General features: G+C 59.9%; 15 protein-coding genes. 12 read left to right on the top strand and 3 right to left on the bottom strand.

Going from position 1 to position 16215, the window contains the following annotated elements; genetic code table 11:
• Positions 1 to 4 precede the first annotated feature (4 nt).
• The 3 genes from ACP7DE_RS03345 to ACP7DE_RS03335 form a co-directional block, all read right to left on the bottom strand.
• Positions 5 to 550 carry a hypothetical protein gene (locus tag ACP7DE_RS03345; protein WP_426070724.1) on the bottom strand — a complete coding sequence of 182 codons (546 nt, stop codon included), beginning with the start codon at positions 548 to 550 and terminating at the stop codon, positions 5 to 7.
• Positions 551 to 563: 13 nt separating this feature from the next.
• Positions 564 to 1562 carry an HpcH/HpaI aldolase/citrate lyase family protein gene (locus tag ACP7DE_RS03340; RefSeq protein WP_426070723.1) on the bottom strand — a complete coding sequence of 333 codons (999 nt, stop codon included), beginning with the start codon at positions 1560 to 1562 and terminating at the stop codon, positions 564 to 566.
• A 111-nt stretch (positions 1563 to 1673) separates the two neighbouring features.
• Positions 1674 to 2663: a malate dehydrogenase gene (locus ACP7DE_RS03335; protein ID WP_426070722.1), complete on the bottom strand. Its 990-nt coding sequence runs from the start codon at positions 2661 to 2663 to the stop codon at positions 1674 to 1676.
• Between the two features lie 303 nt (positions 2664 to 2966).
• Between ACP7DE_RS03335 and ACP7DE_RS03330 the strand changes: the two genes are divergently transcribed.
• From ACP7DE_RS03330 to odhB, 12 genes are all read left to right on the top strand, one after another.
• Positions 2967 to 3863, top strand: coding sequence for a GntR family transcriptional regulator (locus ACP7DE_RS03330; RefSeq protein WP_426070721.1), 897 nt, complete (start codon positions 2967 to 2969; stop codon positions 3861 to 3863).
• 305 nt (positions 3864 to 4168) lie between these two features.
• Positions 4169 to 4591 carry a succinate dehydrogenase, cytochrome b556 subunit gene (gene sdhC / locus ACP7DE_RS03325; protein ID WP_101482191.1) on the top strand — a complete coding sequence of 141 codons (423 nt, stop codon included), beginning with the start codon at positions 4169 to 4171 and terminating at the stop codon, positions 4589 to 4591.
• Positions 4591 to 4956 (top strand): succinate dehydrogenase, hydrophobic membrane anchor protein, encoded by a 366-nt coding sequence (gene sdhD / locus ACP7DE_RS03320; protein ID WP_426070720.1) that lies wholly within the window; start codon positions 4591 to 4593, stop codon positions 4954 to 4956. The genes sdhC and sdhD overlap by 1 nt, the downstream gene beginning before the upstream one ends.
• A gap of 2 nt (positions 4957 to 4958) precedes the next feature.
• A complete protein-coding gene (gene sdhA / locus ACP7DE_RS03315) occupies positions 4959 to 6740 on the top strand; it encodes a succinate dehydrogenase flavoprotein subunit (RefSeq protein ID WP_426070719.1) in 1782 nt (593 codons plus the stop codon).
• A 9-nt stretch (positions 6741 to 6749) separates the two neighbouring features.
• Positions 6750 to 7460 carry a succinate dehydrogenase iron-sulfur subunit gene (locus tag ACP7DE_RS03310; RefSeq protein WP_034752075.1) on the top strand — a complete coding sequence of 237 codons (711 nt, stop codon included), beginning with the start codon at positions 6750 to 6752 and terminating at the stop codon, positions 7458 to 7460.
• Between the two features lie 117 nt (positions 7461 to 7577).
• Complete coding sequence (locus ACP7DE_RS03305) at positions 7578 to 7859, top strand: succinate dehydrogenase assembly factor 2 (protein WP_034752073.1); 282 nt, start codon at positions 7578 to 7580, stop codon at positions 7857 to 7859.
• A gap of 122 nt (positions 7860 to 7981) precedes the next feature.
• Positions 7982 to 9283, top strand: coding sequence for a citrate synthase (gltA, locus tag ACP7DE_RS03300; protein ID WP_099400296.1), 1302 nt, complete (start codon positions 7982 to 7984; stop codon positions 9281 to 9283).
• A gap of 129 nt (positions 9284 to 9412) precedes the next feature.
• Positions 9413 to 9754 carry a winged helix-turn-helix transcriptional regulator gene (locus ACP7DE_RS03295; RefSeq protein WP_426070718.1) on the top strand — a complete coding sequence of 114 codons (342 nt, stop codon included), beginning with the start codon at positions 9413 to 9415 and terminating at the stop codon, positions 9752 to 9754.
• 228 nt (positions 9755 to 9982) lie between these two features.
• On the top strand, positions 9983 to 10522 hold the full coding sequence (locus ACP7DE_RS03290; protein WP_426070717.1) for an NAD(P)H-dependent oxidoreductase: 540 nt from the start codon (positions 9983 to 9985) through the stop codon (positions 10520 to 10522).
• Between the two features lie 232 nt (positions 10523 to 10754).
• Positions 10755 to 11729 carry a LysR family transcriptional regulator gene (locus ACP7DE_RS03285; RefSeq protein WP_426070716.1) on the top strand — a complete coding sequence of 325 codons (975 nt, stop codon included), beginning with the start codon at positions 10755 to 10757 and terminating at the stop codon, positions 11727 to 11729.
• A 257-nt stretch (positions 11730 to 11986) separates the two neighbouring features.
• Complete coding sequence (locus ACP7DE_RS03280; protein ID WP_426070715.1) at positions 11987 to 14839, top strand: 2-oxoglutarate dehydrogenase E1 component; 2853 nt, start codon at positions 11987 to 11989, stop codon at positions 14837 to 14839.
• A 117-nt stretch (positions 14840 to 14956) separates the two neighbouring features.
• Positions 14957 to 16213 (top strand): 2-oxoglutarate dehydrogenase complex dihydrolipoyllysine-residue succinyltransferase, encoded by a 1257-nt coding sequence (odhB, locus tag ACP7DE_RS03275; RefSeq protein WP_426070714.1) that lies wholly within the window; start codon positions 14957 to 14959, stop codon positions 16211 to 16213.
• Positions 16214 to 16215: the final 2 nt, after the last annotated feature.

Genomic DNA, 16215 nt, shown 5'->3' with positions numbered 1-16215 from the left:
CACATCAGCCGCCAGTGACTGGCAAGACGCCCAGCGATGGCGCCGCTTCCAGCACTGCCGCCGGCTTGGCTTGCTCCGCATCCTTGCATTCATTGGCCAACTGGCGGCCCTGCTTGGAATCGAGCAGCATGCCTTTGGCCGGGATGCCGATCCAGACCAGGCCGTACAAGCGGTTCTCGAAGCGGTTGGCGCCGGTGGTGGTGCCAACGCGGCTTAGACGGTGCAGGCGCTTCTTCCAGCGCAGGGCGATGTGTTTGTCGTCAGTAGCATTGGTGTAGATGGTAATTTTATTACCAAGTTCGCAATTGAAATCGGTCGAGGCCGAGCCTGTGGTGTTCGGTTCATCGGCTTCTTCCTTGTCGGCGACCGACATGGCGAGCGGATGGGCTTCCTTGACGGCCGCCTTGGCCTTGGTGGTCTTGGCCTTTGGCTTGGCCTTGACTGCCTTGGGATTTGCCTCTGCCGTGGCGGCGAAGCTGGCTGGCGCCAGCGTGAGGGTCATGGCGCCCAGCGCGACGCTGCAGGCAATGGCTAATTTGGAGAGGGACATCGTGTAATTCCTGTCAGTTTTCAGTGGTGCTGGAAGAGGGGGCGTTGAGTAATGCAGCGGCCGCCTCGGGCAGGCCCAGGCCCGCCAGTTTGGCGCGTTGCAAAACGGTCCAATAATATCGGTAGCTGGCGCGGTCATGCAAGCGGCCATTTTGCGCAATCGGTCCCCAGTTGGCGCGCAGCGCTTCATTCAGGATGTTGCTGGCCTCGTTGACTTCGGACAGGCGCGGCGTGAAGGCCTTGATGATGGGCTTGATCTGGTCCGGGTGGATGCTCCACATGCGCGTGTAGCCGAACTCGGCCGTCGCGCGCTGGGCGTCATTCGCCACCACGGCTGAATCGCGCACGTCGGTCGTCACATTGTGCGACGGCACCTTGCCGTGCGCGTGGCAGGCGGCCGCCACTTCCAGCTTGGCGCGCACCACCAGCGGGTGCGTGAACTGGCCCGGCGTGCGCATGGCGGCGGCGGGAATGGCGCCGTAGTGGGCCGAGACGAAATCCATGATGCCGAAGGACAGGCATTCGACCTGGGGCAGGGCGGCGATCGCGTAGGCGTCGCGCAGCGCGCCATGTGTCTCGATCAGGATATGCACGGGCAGGTTGTCGCGGCCGGCGCGGCGCGCGTGCAGGTTGATCAGGTCGATGGCCAGCATGGCATCCTGCACGCCGCCCACCTTGGGCACGGCGATGTAGGCCAGGCGGGACGCGGCTGAGCAAATGATTTCCACGTCGCGCGCGAAAAACGGGCTGTCGACGTCGTGCACGCGCACGCCGATGCGGTTGAATTGGTTCTCGTCGCTGGCCAGCAGGCCGGCGATCATGTGGGCGTGGGTTTCTTCATTGCCGGCGCTGGCGCCGTCTTCGCAGTCGAACGTGATGTCGAACAGGGGGCCAAGCTCTTGTTGCAAAGCAATCGATTTACGCATCAGCTTTTCAGAGCCGGCGTAGTGGTCGCAAGCGGCGAGCAACAGCGGCTGGCGTTTGCCTTGGAATAAAACCTCGGAAGGGTGCATGCTTAAGGCATTTCTGCAGGTAAAGACTACTTGATAAAACAGCCGCGCCGCGAATCTCGCGGGGCGGCCTTCTTGGCGGGCGGCGCTCAGGCCGCGCCGCCAATACTGGATTTATGCCAGCAGGTGTTTCACGCCTTCGCGCTCTTCGGTCAGCTCTTTCAGGGTCAGGTTGATGCGCTCTTGCGAGAATGCATCGATTTCCAGACCTTGAACGATGGTGTACTCACCGTTGTCGGTGGTGACCGGGAAGCCGAAGACGGTGCCTTCAGGAATGCCATACGAGCCATCCGAAGGAACGCCCATGGTGGTCCATTTGCCGTTCGTGCCCAGCATCCAGTCATGGATGTGGTCGATGGCGGCGTTCGCTGCCGACGCTGCCGACGACAGGCCGCGCGCTTCGATGATGGCCGCGCCGCGCTTGCCGACGGTCGGCAGGAAGGTGTTGGCGTTCCATTCCTGGTCGTTGATCAAGTCTTTGACGGCCTTGCCGTTCACGGTGGCGTAACGGTAGTCGGCGTACATGGTTGGCGAGTGGTTGCCCCAGACGGTCAGCTTCTCGATATCCTTGACGGCGGTGCCGGTCTTGGCAGCGACTTGCGACAGCGCGCGGTTGTGGTCCAGGCGCAGCATGGCGGTAAAGTTTTTCGCTGGCAGCGACGGCGCCGATTTCATGGCGATGTAAGCGTTGGTGTTGGCAGGGTTGCCGACCACCAGGACTTTGACATTGCGCGAAGCGACAGCGTCGAGCGCCTTGCCTTGTACCGTGAAGATCTGCGCGTTCGCTTCCAGCAGGTCCTTGCGTTCCATGCCCGGGCCGCGAGGGCGCGCGCCAACCAGCACGGCCACGTCGACATCCTTGAATGCGGTCAGCGGATCGGCGTGGGCGGTCATTTCCGTCAGCAGCGGGAAGGCGCAGTCGTCGATTTCCATCATCACGCCCTTGAGCGCCTTCTGGGCTTTTTCGTCCGGGATTTCAAGCAGTTGCAAGATGACAGGCTGGTCTTTGCCGAGCATGTCGCCATTGGCGATGCGGAACAACAGGGCGTAGCCGATCTGGCCGGCGGCGCCGGTCACTGCAACACGCATTGGGGTTTTAGCCATGATGAATCTCCAAAGTGGGAAAGAAAACGGGCTTGAAGCTGGGCTTACGCTTATCCGGAAAAACTATAATGATACCAAAACCGGCCGGCGCCACCGAATTGCTGGTGTACGCTGCCGTCACGCTCATGCTGCACGAGGCCAGAGTGGCTGGCCGACAACATAAAACGCTGGCTCACAAGTTTTATCGAGGGCAGTTTAGGCCTCTGATCTGTATCTGTCAATCATATCTTATGTCTTATATAAGACAGATAACTGCGAGTGTTTACTGGACGCGGGCAGTGATTTGTGTTGAAATGTCGGACTATGAATTCCGCCTCGTCCAATCTGACCAACAATGCCACTGCTGCAAGCGGGGCGGTCAGTCCGACCGCGAGCGCCCCGGCCACGCCTGCTGTCGCAGCGGCCAGCACGCCAGTCACTGTGCTGGCCGGCACGAATACCACTGCGGGGGCGATGCCCGTCGCCACGCCTGTAGTCAATGCATCGCCCACCTTCAGTCCCCTGTATCAGCAGATCAAGGCGCTCATCACGCAGAGCCTGCAATCGGGCGAGTGGAAGCCGGGCGAGCTGATTCCCAGTGAAGTCGAGCTGGCAGGGCGCTTCAAGGTCAGCCAGGGTACGGTGCGCAAGGCCATCGATGAATTGGCCGCCGAGAATCTTGTCATGCGCCGCCAGGGCAAGGGCACTTTTGTTTCCACCCACCATGAGGCGCGCGCGCATTTCCGCTTCCTGCGCCTGGTGCCGGACGAAGGCGTGCCACATTATCCAGAAAGCAAGTTCATCGAAGTCAAGCGCGTGCGCGCGCCGGCCGACGTGGCGCGCCTGATGGACCTGAAGTCCGGTGATGCCGTCATCTTCATCAAGCGCGTGCAGTATTTCGACGGCGTGCCGACCATCGTCGAAGAGCTGTGGCTGCCCGGCCTGATTTTCAAGGGCCTGACGGCCGAGCGCCTGGTGGAATACAAGGGCCCCATGTATGGCCTGTTTGAAACGGAATTTGGCACGCGCATGATACGCGCGTCCGAGCAAATCCGCGCCGTGTGCGCCGACGCAGGCGCCGCGCAACTGCTCAATATCGATCTCGGCACGCCATTGCTCAGCTCGGAGCGCGTGTCGTTTACCTACGGCGACAAGCCGGTCGAACTGCGCCGGGGCTTGTACCTGACCAGTCGCCATCATTATCAGAATGAACTCAGCTGAAGCGGCGGGGCGCCCGCGGGCGTCCGGACAAGCGGCAAGGTTGGCGTGCATCGCTTAAAAGTGCCGGTCGCAAGGCGGGCATGGAGACAACAGCATGCGCAGGCAAAGCGTGGCTCACCCGGAGTGGACTGTGTTTTGCCGGCGATTCTGTAATTAAATTACGTGAACTACGGAAAGTAGCGCGATATTTTGTAGTAAAAAACCATTTTGGTTATATGCAACAATAGATATTGGTGCGGGTTGCGAAAATAGGCGAAAATCGCGGCTTCGCTTCAATATTTAGTTATCAAGGGGAGGTTTTTGTTATGTCTGAAGCCGTAAGAGAAGTACCAAAAAAAGAACGGCCGGAATTCCGTAACATTCATGTTACCGAATTGTCGAACTATCGCATGGCCGTCGGCGCCATCGTCTCGATCCTGCATCGTATCAGCGGCTTTATCATTTTCGCCCTGCTGCCCTGCATCCTGTACATGCTGGAACAGAGCTTGCGTTCCGAAATGTCCTACGCTTACTTCCAGGGCATCGCATCGCACTGGTTCGTCAAGCTGATCACCCTGGCTTTGGTCTGGGCTTTCCTGCACCACTTCTGCGCCGGTATCCGCCACCTGTTCATGGATGTGCACGTTGCTATCGAAAAAGATTCGGCACGCAAGACCGCTACCTCCGTGCTGGTTGTCAGCCTGGTGCTGACGGCATTGGTCGCTTTGAAACTGTTTGGAGTATTTTAATGGCAGACAATAACATCGGACCGAAACGCCTCGTCGTCGGTGCCCATTACGGCTTGCGCGACTGGCTCGCGCAACGCGTCACCGCCATCGTCATGGTGGCCTACGTCGCCATCCTGCTGATTTCCTTCCTCACCGGCAATAATTTCAGCTATGAAGGCTGGGCCGGTTTGTTTGCGCAGCAGTGGTTTAAATTGTTCAGCCTGGTGACTTTCGTCGCCCTGTTTTACCACGCATGGGTTGGCGTACGCGATATCTGGATGGACTACGTGAAAAGCGCTGGCCTCCGTTTGACGCTGCAAATTGCCACCATGCTGTGGTTGATCGCTTGTGCCGCTTGGACGGTGCAGATACTCTGGAGTGTGTAATCGTGGCAGCATATAAATCTGCAATTCCTACCCGCCGCTTTGATGCGGTTATCGTTGGCGCCGGCGGTTCCGGCATGCGCGCGTCGTTGCAGCTGGCTGAAGCCGGTCTGAACGTCGCTGTCCTGTCGAAAGTTTTCCCGACCCGCTCGCACACCGTTGCGGCGCAGGGCGGTATCGGCGCGTCGCTCGGCAACATGGCTGAAGATAACTGGTTCTGGCACATGTTCGACACCGTCAAGGGTGGCGACTATCTGGGCGACCAGGATGCCATCGAATTCATGTGTCGTGAAGCACCGAAGGTCGTGTACGAACTGGAACACTTCGGCATGCCGTTCGACCGTAACCCTGACGGCACCATCTATCAGCGCCCCTTCGGCGGCCACACGGCCCACTTCGGCGAAAAGCCGGTGCAGCGCGCCTGCGCGGCAGCCGACCGTACCGGTCACGCCCTGTTGCACACGCTGTATCAGCGCAACGTGCGCGCGCGTACGCACTTCTTCGTCGAATGGATGGCAATCGACCTGATCCGTGACGCCGAAGGCGACGTGATTGGTGTTGTCGCGCTGGAAATGGAAACCGGCGAATGCATGATCCTGGAAGCAAAGACGACGGTGATGGCAACGGGCGGCGCAGGCCGCATCTTCGCCGCATCGACCAACGCCTTTATTAATACCGGCGACGGCATGGGCATGGCGGCACGCGCCGGCCTGCCCCTGCAGGACATGGAATTCTGGCAGTTCCACCCGACCGGCGTGGCCGGCGCGGGCGTCTTGATCACCGAAGGCGTGCGCGGCGAAGGCGGCATCCTGATCAATAGCGAAGGCGAACGCTTCATGGAGCGCTATGCGCCGACCCTGAAGGATCTGGCGCCGCGCGACTTCGTCTCGCGTTCGATGGACCAGGAAATCAAGGAAGGCCGCGGCTGCGGTCCGAACAAGGACCACGTGATGCTGGACCTGCGCCATATCGGCGCCGACACCATCGCCAAGCGTCTGCCGTCGATCCTGGAAATCGGCCACAAGTTCGCCAACGTCGACGCCACCAAGGAACCGATTCCTGTCGTGCCGACGATTCACTACCAGATGGGCGGCATTCCAACGAACATCCACGGCCAGGTCGTCACCCCGACCGGTCCGGATAATTCGGCGAAAGTCGTCAACGGTCTGTACGCGATCGGCGAATGCGCCTGCGTTTCCGTGCACGGCGCCAACCGCCTGGGCACGAACTCGCTGCTCGACCTGGTGGTCTTCGGCCGCGCGGCCGGCAACCACATCGTCAACAGCGGCCTGAAAGCCAAGGAAAACAAGCCTTTGCCAGCCGATGCTGCCGAATTTGCCATGGGCCGCCTGGCGCGTCTGGAAAATTCGACCGGCTCGGAAACCGTGCAGGGCGTGGCAAACGATATTCGCGCAACGATGCAGAAGTACTGTGGCGTGTTCCGTACCGACGAGATGCTGAACAAGGGCGTCGAAGAAATCATGAAGCTCGACGAGCGCCGCAAGCACGTCTCCTTCAAGGATAAATCGATGGTCTTCAACACGGCCCGCGTGGAAGCGCTGGAACTGGACAACCTGATCGAAACGGCGAAAGCGACCATCGTTTCGGCAGCCGCCCGCAAGGAATCGCGCGGCGCGCACGCCCAGGACGACTATCCGCAACGTGACGACGACAACTGGATGAAGCACACTCTGTGGTATTCGGAAGGCAACCGACTGGAATACAAGCCAGTCGTGACCAAGCCGCTGACGGTTGATACCTTCAAACCGAAACCACGTACTTTCTAAGGCTATACCATGGCACGCACTCTTAAATTCAAAATCTACCGCTACGATCCTGACCAGGATGCCAAGCCGTACATGCAAGACCTGACGGTCGAACTGAAAGACACCGACAAGATGCTGCTCGACGCACTGCAGCGCATCAAGGCGGACGTCGATGACTCGCTGGCCCTGCGCCGCTCGTGCCGCGAAGGCGTGTGCGGTTCGGACGCGATGAACATCAACGGCAAGAACGGCCTGGCATGCACCACCAACCTGAATGAACTGTCGGAGCCTATCGTGCTGCGTCCGTTGCCAGGTTTACCGGTCATCCGCGACCTGATCGTCGACATGACGCAATTTTTCAAGCAGTACGATTCGATCAAGCCGTTCCTGATCAACGATTCGATCCCGCCAGAAAAAGAACGCCTGCAGTCGCCGGAACAACGCGAAGAACTCGATGGCCTGTACGAGTGCATCCTGTGCGCATGCTGCTCCACGTCGTGCCCGTCGTTCTGGTGGAATCCGGATAAATTTGTCGGCCCGGCCGGCCTGCTGCAAGCCTACCGCTTCATCGCCGATTCGCGCGACGAAGCCACCGGTGCGCGTCTGGACAACCTGGAAGACCCGTACCGCCTGTTCCGCTGCCATTCGATCATGAACTGCGTCGACGTCTGCCCGAAAGGGTTGAACCCGAACAAGGCGATCGGCAAGATCAAGGAATTGATGGTCCGCCGCGCGATCTGAGTCGTCTGATCGCGTCCGCCGGGCGCCGTTTGCGGGAAGAGGGTATCCTCTCTTGCCTGCAGGCGGCGCCTGCAAAGCAGCAGCGTGCCGCAAGGCACGCGTAAAGTGGTAAACCAAATGACAGAATCAATTTTGTCCTCGCATCAGGCCGACCCGGCCAACCGCGCCCGCCTGCGCTGGCGTTCACGCCGTGGCCTGCTGGAAAACGACATTATCCTGACCCGTTTTCTCGATGCGTATGAAACCGAATTGACCGATGAAGAAGTTGACGCGCTGACGCGTTTGCTGGATTTATCGGACAATGCGTTAATGGATCTGGTACTGGCCCGTAAAGAGCCGGAAGGCGAAGTCGATCTGCCGCATGTGCGCGCACTGCTGCAACGACTGCGCATTGCCTAGACGCCTGGGCGATATATTGCAAACGGTGCGAGTGGCGCGCTGTAGCACTGCCGAATTGCGGTGCGAATTGCAGCCAGAATTTTTGATTTTAATTTCGACTCACTCCCGAGAAGGAAGAGCCCATGAATATCTCTGACACAAAAGCTACCCTGTCGTTCTCCGATGGCAGCCCATCGCTTGAATTTCCAATCTACAAAGGCACGGTTGGTCCGGACGTCATCGACATCCGCAAACTGTACGCCGGTAGCGGCAAGTTCACCTACGACCCAGGCTTTATGTCGACGGCTGCCTGCAACTCGTCGATCACCTACATCGACGGCGACAAGGGCGAGCTGCTGTACCGTGGTTACCCGATCGAACAGTTGGCCGTCAACGCCGACTTTATGGAATCGTGCTACCTGCTGCTGAACGGCGAATTGCCGAACGCGGCGCAGAAAGCCAAGTTCGTCGACACCGTCACCAAGCACACGATGGTGCACGAACAGATGCAATTCTTCTTCCGTGGCTTCCGCCGCGACGCGCATCCGATGTCGGTCCTGGTGGGCACCGTCGGCGCGCTGGCATCGTTCTACCATGACTCGCTGGACATCAACGACCCGCGTCACCGCGAAGTGTCGGCCATCCGCCTGATCGCCAAGATGCCAACCCTGGTCGCCATGACCTACAAGTATTCGGTCGGCCAGCCGTTCGTGTACCCACGCAACGACCTGTCGTACAGCGCCAACTTCATGCACATGATGTTCGCCAATCCGTGCGAAGAGTACAAGGTCAACGACGTGCTGGTGCGCGCCCTGGACCGCATCCTGATCCTGCACGCAGACCACGAGCAAAACGCATCGACATCGACCGTCCGTCTGGCCGGTTCGTCGGGCGCCAACCCGTTCGCCTGTATCGCTGCCGGTATCGCCTGCCTGTGGGGCCCTGCCCACGGCGGCGCCAACGAAGCGGCACTCAACATGCTGAAGGAAATCGGCACCGTCGAAAACATCCCTGCCTTCATCGAGCAAGTCAAGGACAAGAACTCCGGCGTCAAGCTGATGGGCTTTGGCCACCGCGTGTACAAGAACTTCGATCCACGCGCCAAGCTGATGCGTGAAACCTGCTACGAAGTGCTGCAAGAACTGGGTCTGCAAGACGACCCGCTGTTCAAGCTGGCGATGGAACTGGAAAAGATTGCACTGAACGACGACTACTTCGTTTCGCGCAAGCTGTACCCGAACGTCGACTTCTACTCGGGCATCGTGCAATCGGCGCTGGGCATCCCGGTATCGCTGTTCACCGGTATCTTCGCCATGGCCCGCACCATCGGCTGGATCGCCCAGTGGAACGAAATGATCGCTGATCCGGAACAGAAAATCGGCCGTCCGCGCCAGCTGTTCGTCGGTTCGACCACACGCGAAGTACTGCCACTGGACAAGCGTTAATCCACGGCGGTATCGAGCAAACAAAAAACGGGCTTCGGCCCGTTTTTTTATGCGCATCTTGCGCTCGATGCAAACCAGGGCTGCCAGGCTGTTATGCTCGGACCCTGGCTCAACAGGAAGCACAACGCGATGAACGAAGTAACATGCGCCCCCAGCGGCGTGGCCCTGGGCGATACGGCATTTGGCTATACTTTGTCGCTGATCGGCGGCAAATACAAGATGCTGATCCTGTATGCGCTCGCGCAAAACAAGGTGCTGCGGCACAACGAGCTCAAGCGCCATCTCGGAGGCATCGCCTTCAAGACCCTCAGCGTCGTCCTGAAGGAGCTGGAAGCCGATGCGCTGATCGTCCGCAAGGAATATCCGCAAGTCCCGCCCAAGGTTGAATATTCCCTCTCAAGCAAGGGTGCCTCGCTGATTCCCGTGCTGCATACCTTGTGTGAGTGGGGCGAACGGCACCAGTCAGTCTGATCCGGACGGACATGGCTAAGTAGCTTTCTATGGTTTAGTAGCTTACTTTTCATATGGTATAAGTAGTAAATGTGGGTACTTGTGAAAAGCACTCACTATGGCTATGCTGTTTTTGCCTCTTCGGGCGCGCCGCCAAGTGCTGCGCGCCACGGGGCAGGGTATCGGCTTGCCTGCTTTCCTGAGAGTGTGGGGCCGGTGCATCCATTCCATTGTCATGAAAGCAGCAAGATGAAAACCCTCGTTATCGTTTTCCATCCCTCCATCGCCACTTCGGTGGCCAACAAGCGCTGGCTGCAGGAGCTGGCGCAGTATCCTGAGCGTTACACCATTCATAATGTGTACCAGGCTTATCCGGACGGGAAAATCGATGTGGCGCGCGAACAGGCGCTGGTGGAGGCGCACGCCAATGTGGTCTTGCAGTTCCCTGTGTACTGGTTTAACTGTCCGCCCTTGATGAAGCAGTGGCTCGATGACGTGCTGGCGTATGGATGGGCTTACGGCACGGGCGGCGATGCCTTCCAGGGCCGCAAGGTTGCGTTGGCCGTCACGGCCGGCATCCGGCAGGAGGACTTCACGCCGCAAGGCAAGTGGAACGTCACCTTGGCGCAGCTGCTGGCACCGTTTGATGTCACCCTCGCCTATGTCGGCGCCGACAACCGCCGTTTCTTTGCTTTCTATGGGGCGGAAGACGGGCCGAAGGAAACGGGCTATGCCGAGCGGCTGGCGCGCAGCGCGCAAGAGTATGAGCGCTTTTTGGCTGCCTTGTAAGGCGGGGTGTGCCGGCGCTTGCCGCTGGCGGCGATGGTGTGCGCTAACTGCGCTGCATCGTCGTGCAGGAACTGGGCGTTGATCAGGATGGCGTCCGCCACCGCGCTCAACAGTAATAAGGTGGAGGGGCGGGCGGCGCGTGCCAGCATATTCTCTTTTCGACCAGGCGCGACAAATAAGGTAGATTGCAATACTTAGTTGCATGGATCGGATGAATCAAGGGAGTACCTGCATGGACCGCATCACCGCAGCACAAGTATTTGTCGCCATCGCCGAACGCGGCAGCATGGTGGCCGCCAGCGAGGCGCTCGATATGTCGCGTGCCATGGTGACGCGTTACCTGGCCGAAATGGAACAGTGGGCGGGGGCGCGCCTGTTGCATCGCACCACGCGCCGTTTGAGCCTGACGGATGCGGGCGAGGCCACGCTGGCGCGCTGCCGCCAGATGCTGGAAGTGGCCGGCGCCATGGCCGTCGCCTGGCCCGAGGGAATCGACACGCCGCACGGCTTGCTGCGCATTAGCTGCTCGCAATCGCTGGCGCAGACGGCGCTCGCCGGCGCAGTAACCGCTTACCTGCGGCGCTACCCGCGCGCCGCCGTCGATCTGCAGATGGAGAACCGCGCCGTCAATCTGGTGGAGCAGCGCATCGACCTGGCGATCCGCATCACGAACGCGCTCGAGCCGAACCTGATCGCGCGCCAGCTGGCCAGTTGTGCGTCGGTGGTGTGTGCTGCACCATCGTACCTGGCAGCGCATGGCACGCCGCGCCGGGCGGAAGATCTGGCCCTGCATAACTGCCTGACTTATACGTATTTCGGCAAGAGCCTGTGGCAGTTCACGCACGATGGGGAAGCGCTCACTGTCCCCGTCAGCGGCCGCCTGTCGGCGAATGAATCGCTGGTCCTGCTGGTGGCCACGGTGGCGGGGGCGGGCATCGCCATGCAGCCGCGCTATTCGGCCGCGCCGCTGATCGCCAGCGGGCAACTGGTAGAACTCCTGCCCGCGTATCAGCCGCAAGACATGGGCATCTACGGCATCTATACGTCGCGCCAGCACATGTCGCCCCTGCTGCGCACCATGCTCGACTTCCTGGTTGAGTGGTTTGCGGGCGATCCCGATTGGCTGGCGGCCATCGCGGCGCCGTCGTTGTCGGGCAGACCAGTTGGGCGCAAGCGGCATGCCAGCGCGGGCAAGGAAGTGCTGTAAGCACAACAGTAACAGGCTTGCAAGCCCGGGGAAATCAAGGACCCAGCTTACATTTGCTTGCCAAATAAAATTCAACTAGTGATTGTTGCGTTACAATACCGCGTGCTATTCTAAATGACGGTATGCAGAATGCTGGTGCAATAAAAAAGCCCTTCCCCACAACTTGATGTGCAATCCGCTAACCGGTCAGGCCGTGTCGCGGAAGGTTAGATTAACCCGCTAATTCCTCGCGAAGCGCGAAGAAAGGTGAGCAATATATGCAGCAATTAACGACCAACTCCTACCTGTTCGGTGGGAATGCTCCGTACGTGGAAGACCTGTACGAGGCGTATCTGAACAATCCAGGCTCGGTACCCGATAACTGGCGTTCCTACTTCGACGCGATGCAGCATGTGCCTGCCGTCGATGGCACCAACAAGCCTGACGTGGCGCATGCCTCCGTCGTCGCCTCGTTCGCCGAGCGCGCAAAAGCAGGTCCGATCCGCACAGTGACCGCTTCCTTCGATGCTGAAATGGGCCGCAAGCGTGTTGCTGCTACGCAACTGATCGCCGCTTACCGCTACCTCGGTTCGCACTGGGCCAATCTGGATCCGCTGCAACGCCAGGAACGTCCGATGATCCCTGAGCTCGAGCCGAGCTTCTACGGTTTCACCGACGCGGACATGGACACCGTGTTCAACATCAGCAATACCTATTTTGGCCCCGAGACCGCCACCCTGCGCGATCTGCTGAACTATCTGCGCGACACCTACACGCGTTCGATCGGTGCCGAATTCATGTACATCTCCGATCCGGCCGAAAAGCGCTGGTTGCAAGAGAAACTGGAAGCGATCCGCTCCACCCCGAATTTCACCCCAGAGAAAAAAATCCACATCCTCGACCGCCTGACCGCGGCCGAAGGCCTGGAACGCTATCTGCACACCCGCTACGTGGGCCAGAAGCGCTTCTCCCTGGAAGGCGGCGAAACCTTCATCGCCTCGATGGATGAAACCATCCAGCGCGCCGGCGAAAAAGGCGTGCAGGAAATCGTTATCGGCATGGCCCACCGCGGCCGCCTGAACGTGCTGGTGAACACCCTGGGCAAGGCGCCGCAGGAACTGTTCGAAGAATTCGAAGGCAAGCATGGCGACGACCTGCCTGCCGGCGACGTGAAGTACCATCAAGGCTTCTCGTCGGACATCTCCACTGCGGGCGGCCCGGTCCACCTGTCGCTGGCGTTCAACCCGTCGCACCTGGAAATCGTCAACCCTGTGGTCGAAGGTTCCGTCAAGGCCCGCATGGATCGCCGCGGCGATGCGCAGGGCGCGCAAGTGCTGCCTATCCTGGTGCACGGCGATGCCGCGTTCGCCGGCCAGGGCGTGGTCATGGAAACGCTGAATCTGGCGCAAACCCGTGGCTACCATACCGGCGGCACGGTGCATATCGTGATCAACAACCAGATCGGTTTCACTACTTCGGATCCGCGCGATGCCCGCTCGACCCTGTACTGCTCGGACGTCGTCAAGATGATCGAAGCACCGGTCCTGCACATCAACGCCGATGATCCGGAAGCCGTGGTACTGGCGACGCAAATCGCGCTCGACTACCGCATGGAATTCAAGAAGGACATCGTCCTCGACATCATCTGCTACCGTAAACTTGGCCACAACGAGCAAGATACGCCGGCACTGACGCAGCCACTGATGTACAAGAAGATCGCCCAGCATCCAGGCACCCGCAAGCTGTACGCGGACAAGCTGGTAGCGCAAGGCGTAATCCCTGCCGATGGCGGCGACAAGATGGTGGCCGCTTTCCGCGACGCCATGGACGCCGGCAAGCATACCGTCGATCCGGTCATCTCGAACTTCAAGAACAAGTACGCCGTCGACTGGCTGCCGTTCCTGAACAAGAAATGGACCGATTCGGCCGACACCGCCGTGCCGATGACGGAACTGAAACGCCTGGCGACCCGCATCACCACCGTGCCGGAAGACTTCAAGGTCCACTCGCTGGTTGAAAAAGTGCTGGGCGACCGTGGCACCATGGGCCGTGGTGAAATGAACCTGGACTGGGGCATGGGCGAACACCTGGCCTACGCATCGCTGGTATCGTCCGGCTACGCCATCCGTTTGACGGGCCAGGACGCCGGCCGTGGTACCTTCGTGCACCGCCACGCCGTCTTGCATGATCAAAACCGCGAGCGTTGGGATGCAGGTACCTACATTCCGCTGCAAAACGTGTCGGACAACCAGGCGCCGTTCACCGTCATCGACTCGGTGCTGTCCGAAGAAGCCGTACTGGCCTTCGAATACGGCTACTCGACCGCTGAACCGAACACGCTGACGATCTGGGAAGCCCAGTTCGGCGACTTCGCCAACGGCGCGCAAGTGGTAATCGACCAATTCATCAGCTCCGGCGAAGTGAAGTGGGGCCGCGCTTCGGGCCTGGTCATGATGCTGCCGCACGGTTACGAAGGCCAGGGTCCTGAGCACTCGTCCGCGCGTCCTGAGCGTTTCCTGCAGCTGTGCGCAGACAACAACATGCAAGTGGTGCAGCCGACGACGGCTTCGCAGATCTTCCATTTGCTGCGCCGCCAGATGGTGCGCCAGTTCCGCAAGCCGCTGGTCATCCTGACGCCGAAGTCGCTGTTGCGCAACAAGGATGCCGGTTCGCCGCTGACCGACCTGGCCAAGGGCGGTTTCCAGACAGTCATCGGCGAAGTCGACGACAAAATCGATGCCAAGAAAGTCAAGCGCGTGGTCGCTTGCTCGGGCAAGGTCTACTACGACCTGGTCAACGCACGCAAGACCCGTGGCCAGACCGACACGGCCATCGTGCGCCTGGAACAGCTGTATCCGTTCCCGCACAAGTCGTTCGCTGCTGAACTGAAGAAGTTCCCGAATCTGGTCGAAGTTGTATGGGCCCAGGACGAGCCGCAAAACCAGGGCGCCTGGTTCCAGATCCAGCACAACATCTTCGAAGGCCTGGAATCGGGTCAGCGCCTGGCCTACGCCGGTCGTCCTGCTTCGGCGTCGCCTGCTGTCGGTTACTATGACAAGCACTACGCCCAGCAAAAAGATCTGCTGGAAACGGCATTCTCGAAGCTGAAGGGTTTTATCCTGACCAAGTAAGTGGCAGGATAAGGGGCGCCATGTCTATGCATGGCGCCTGCTCGCATACATCATGACGGAGCGCTGCCTTTGCTACGCAGGGGCGGCGCCGCAATAACAAAATAAACGGAGTTTTACATGGCACAAATCGAAGTCAAAGTTCCCCAGTTGTCGGAATCAGTTGCAGAAGCAACCCTGCTCGCATGGCACAAGAAAGTCGGCGAGCCAGTCGCGCGCGACGAAAACATGATCGATATCGAAACCGATAAAGTGGTGCTGGAACTGCCGGCACCTGCCGCTGGCGTGATCGTGCAAATCATCAAGGCCGACGGCGCCACCGTCGTCGCCGGCGAAGTCATCGCCATCATCGATACCGACGGCTCGGCCAAGGTCAGCCCGATGGAAGTGTCGGCTGTGCCTGCGCCAGCCCTGGCTGCCGCCGCGCAAGACGCCGCGACCGCCTCCGCACCAGCTGCCGCGACCAAAGGCGATGTCGCCATGCCTGCCGCTGCCAAGATCCTGTCCGAAAAAGGCCTTTCCGCTGGCGACGTCGCCGGTTCCGGCAAAGATGGCCGCGTGACCAAGGGCGATGCCCTGGCCGCTTCCGCCAAGCCAGCTGTTGCGCCATTGGCGCCAGCCACTGCCAAGCCAGCGCTGCAGCAAGTTGCCACGCCGTCGGCTGCCAGCCTGGGCGACCGTCCGGAAGAGCGCGTGCCGATGAGCCGCCTGCGCGCGCGTATCGCCGAGCGCCTGCTGCAATCGCAATCGACGAACGCCATCCTGACCACGTTCAATGAAGTGAACATGCAGCCGGTCATCGACCTGCGCAACAAGTACAAAGACAAGTTCGAGAAAGAGCACGGCGTCAAGCTGGGCTTTATGTCCTTCTTCGTCAAGGCCGCTGTCGCTGCCCTGAAAAAATACCCGATCATCAATGCCTCCGTTGACGGCAACGACATCGTCTACCACGGTTACTTCGACATCGGCATCGCTGTCGGTTCGCCACGCGGCCTGGTCGTGCCTATCATCCGTAACGCGGACCAGCTGTCGATCGCCGACATCGAGAAAAAAATCGGTGAATTCGGCGCGAAAGCCAAGGAAGGCAAGCTGACGCTGGACGACCTGACGGGCGGCACGTTCTCGATCTCGAACGGCGGCACCTTCGGCTCCATGCTGTCGACCCCGATCATCAACCCGCCACAATCGGCCATCCTGGGCGTGCATGCGACCAAGGACCGCGCCGTTGTCGAAAACGGCCAGATCGTGGTGCGTCCGATGAACTACCTGGCCATGTCTTACGACCACCGCATCATCGACGGCCGCGAAGCCGTCCTGGGCCTGGTGGCGATGAAAGAAGCGCTGGAAGATCCTGCACGCCTGTTGCTGGACCTGTAAGC

Source organism: Janthinobacterium sp. DSP2-3-3 (assembly GCF_049897325.1).
Classification (GTDB): domain Bacteria; phylum Pseudomonadota; class Gammaproteobacteria; order Burkholderiales; family Burkholderiaceae_D; genus Janthinobacterium.
Note: the sequence above shows the minus strand (reverse complement) of the source record. Positions and strands in the feature narration are given on the sequence as shown.

What these genes read in the sequence shown, in the direction of transcription:
- ACP7DE_RS03305 (WP_034752073.1), top strand. Translation starts at nt 7,578, where the DNA reads ATGACAGAATCAATTTTGTCCTCGCATCAGGCCGACCCGGCCAACCGC.
- ACP7DE_RS03335 (WP_426070722.1), bottom strand. Translation starts at nt 2,663, where the DNA reads ATGGCTAAAACCCCAATGCGTGTTGCAGTGACCGGCGCCGCCGGCCAG.
- odhB (WP_426070714.1), top strand. Translation starts at nt 14,957, where the DNA reads ATGGCACAAATCGAAGTCAAAGTTCCCCAGTTGTCGGAATCAGTTGCA.
- sdhC (WP_101482191.1), top strand. Translation starts at nt 4,169, where the DNA reads ATGTCTGAAGCCGTAAGAGAAGTACCAAAAAAAGAACGGCCGGAATTC.
- ACP7DE_RS03295 (WP_426070718.1), top strand. Translation starts at nt 9,413, where the DNA reads ATGAACGAAGTAACATGCGCCCCCAGCGGCGTGGCCCTGGGCGATACG.
- ACP7DE_RS03290 (WP_426070717.1), top strand. Translation starts at nt 9,983, where the DNA reads ATGAAAACCCTCGTTATCGTTTTCCATCCCTCCATCGCCACTTCGGTG.
- ACP7DE_RS03280 (WP_426070715.1), top strand. Translation starts at nt 11,987, where the DNA reads ATGCAGCAATTAACGACCAACTCCTACCTGTTCGGTGGGAATGCTCCG.
- ACP7DE_RS03345 (WP_426070724.1), bottom strand. Translation starts at nt 550, where the DNA reads ATGTCCCTCTCCAAATTAGCCATTGCCTGCAGCGTCGCGCTGGGCGCC.
- sdhD (WP_426070720.1), top strand. Translation starts at nt 4,591, where the DNA reads ATGGCAGACAATAACATCGGACCGAAACGCCTCGTCGTCGGTGCCCAT.
- ACP7DE_RS03330 (WP_426070721.1), top strand. Translation starts at nt 2,967, where the DNA reads ATGAATTCCGCCTCGTCCAATCTGACCAACAATGCCACTGCTGCAAGC.
- ACP7DE_RS03310 (WP_034752075.1), top strand. Translation starts at nt 6,750, where the DNA reads ATGGCACGCACTCTTAAATTCAAAATCTACCGCTACGATCCTGACCAG.
- ACP7DE_RS03285 (WP_426070716.1), top strand. Translation starts at nt 10,755, where the DNA reads ATGGACCGCATCACCGCAGCACAAGTATTTGTCGCCATCGCCGAACGC.
- gltA (WP_099400296.1), top strand. Translation starts at nt 7,982, where the DNA reads ATGAATATCTCTGACACAAAAGCTACCCTGTCGTTCTCCGATGGCAGC.
- ACP7DE_RS03340 (WP_426070723.1), bottom strand. Translation starts at nt 1,562, where the DNA reads ATGCACCCTTCCGAGGTTTTATTCCAAGGCAAACGCCAGCCGCTGTTG.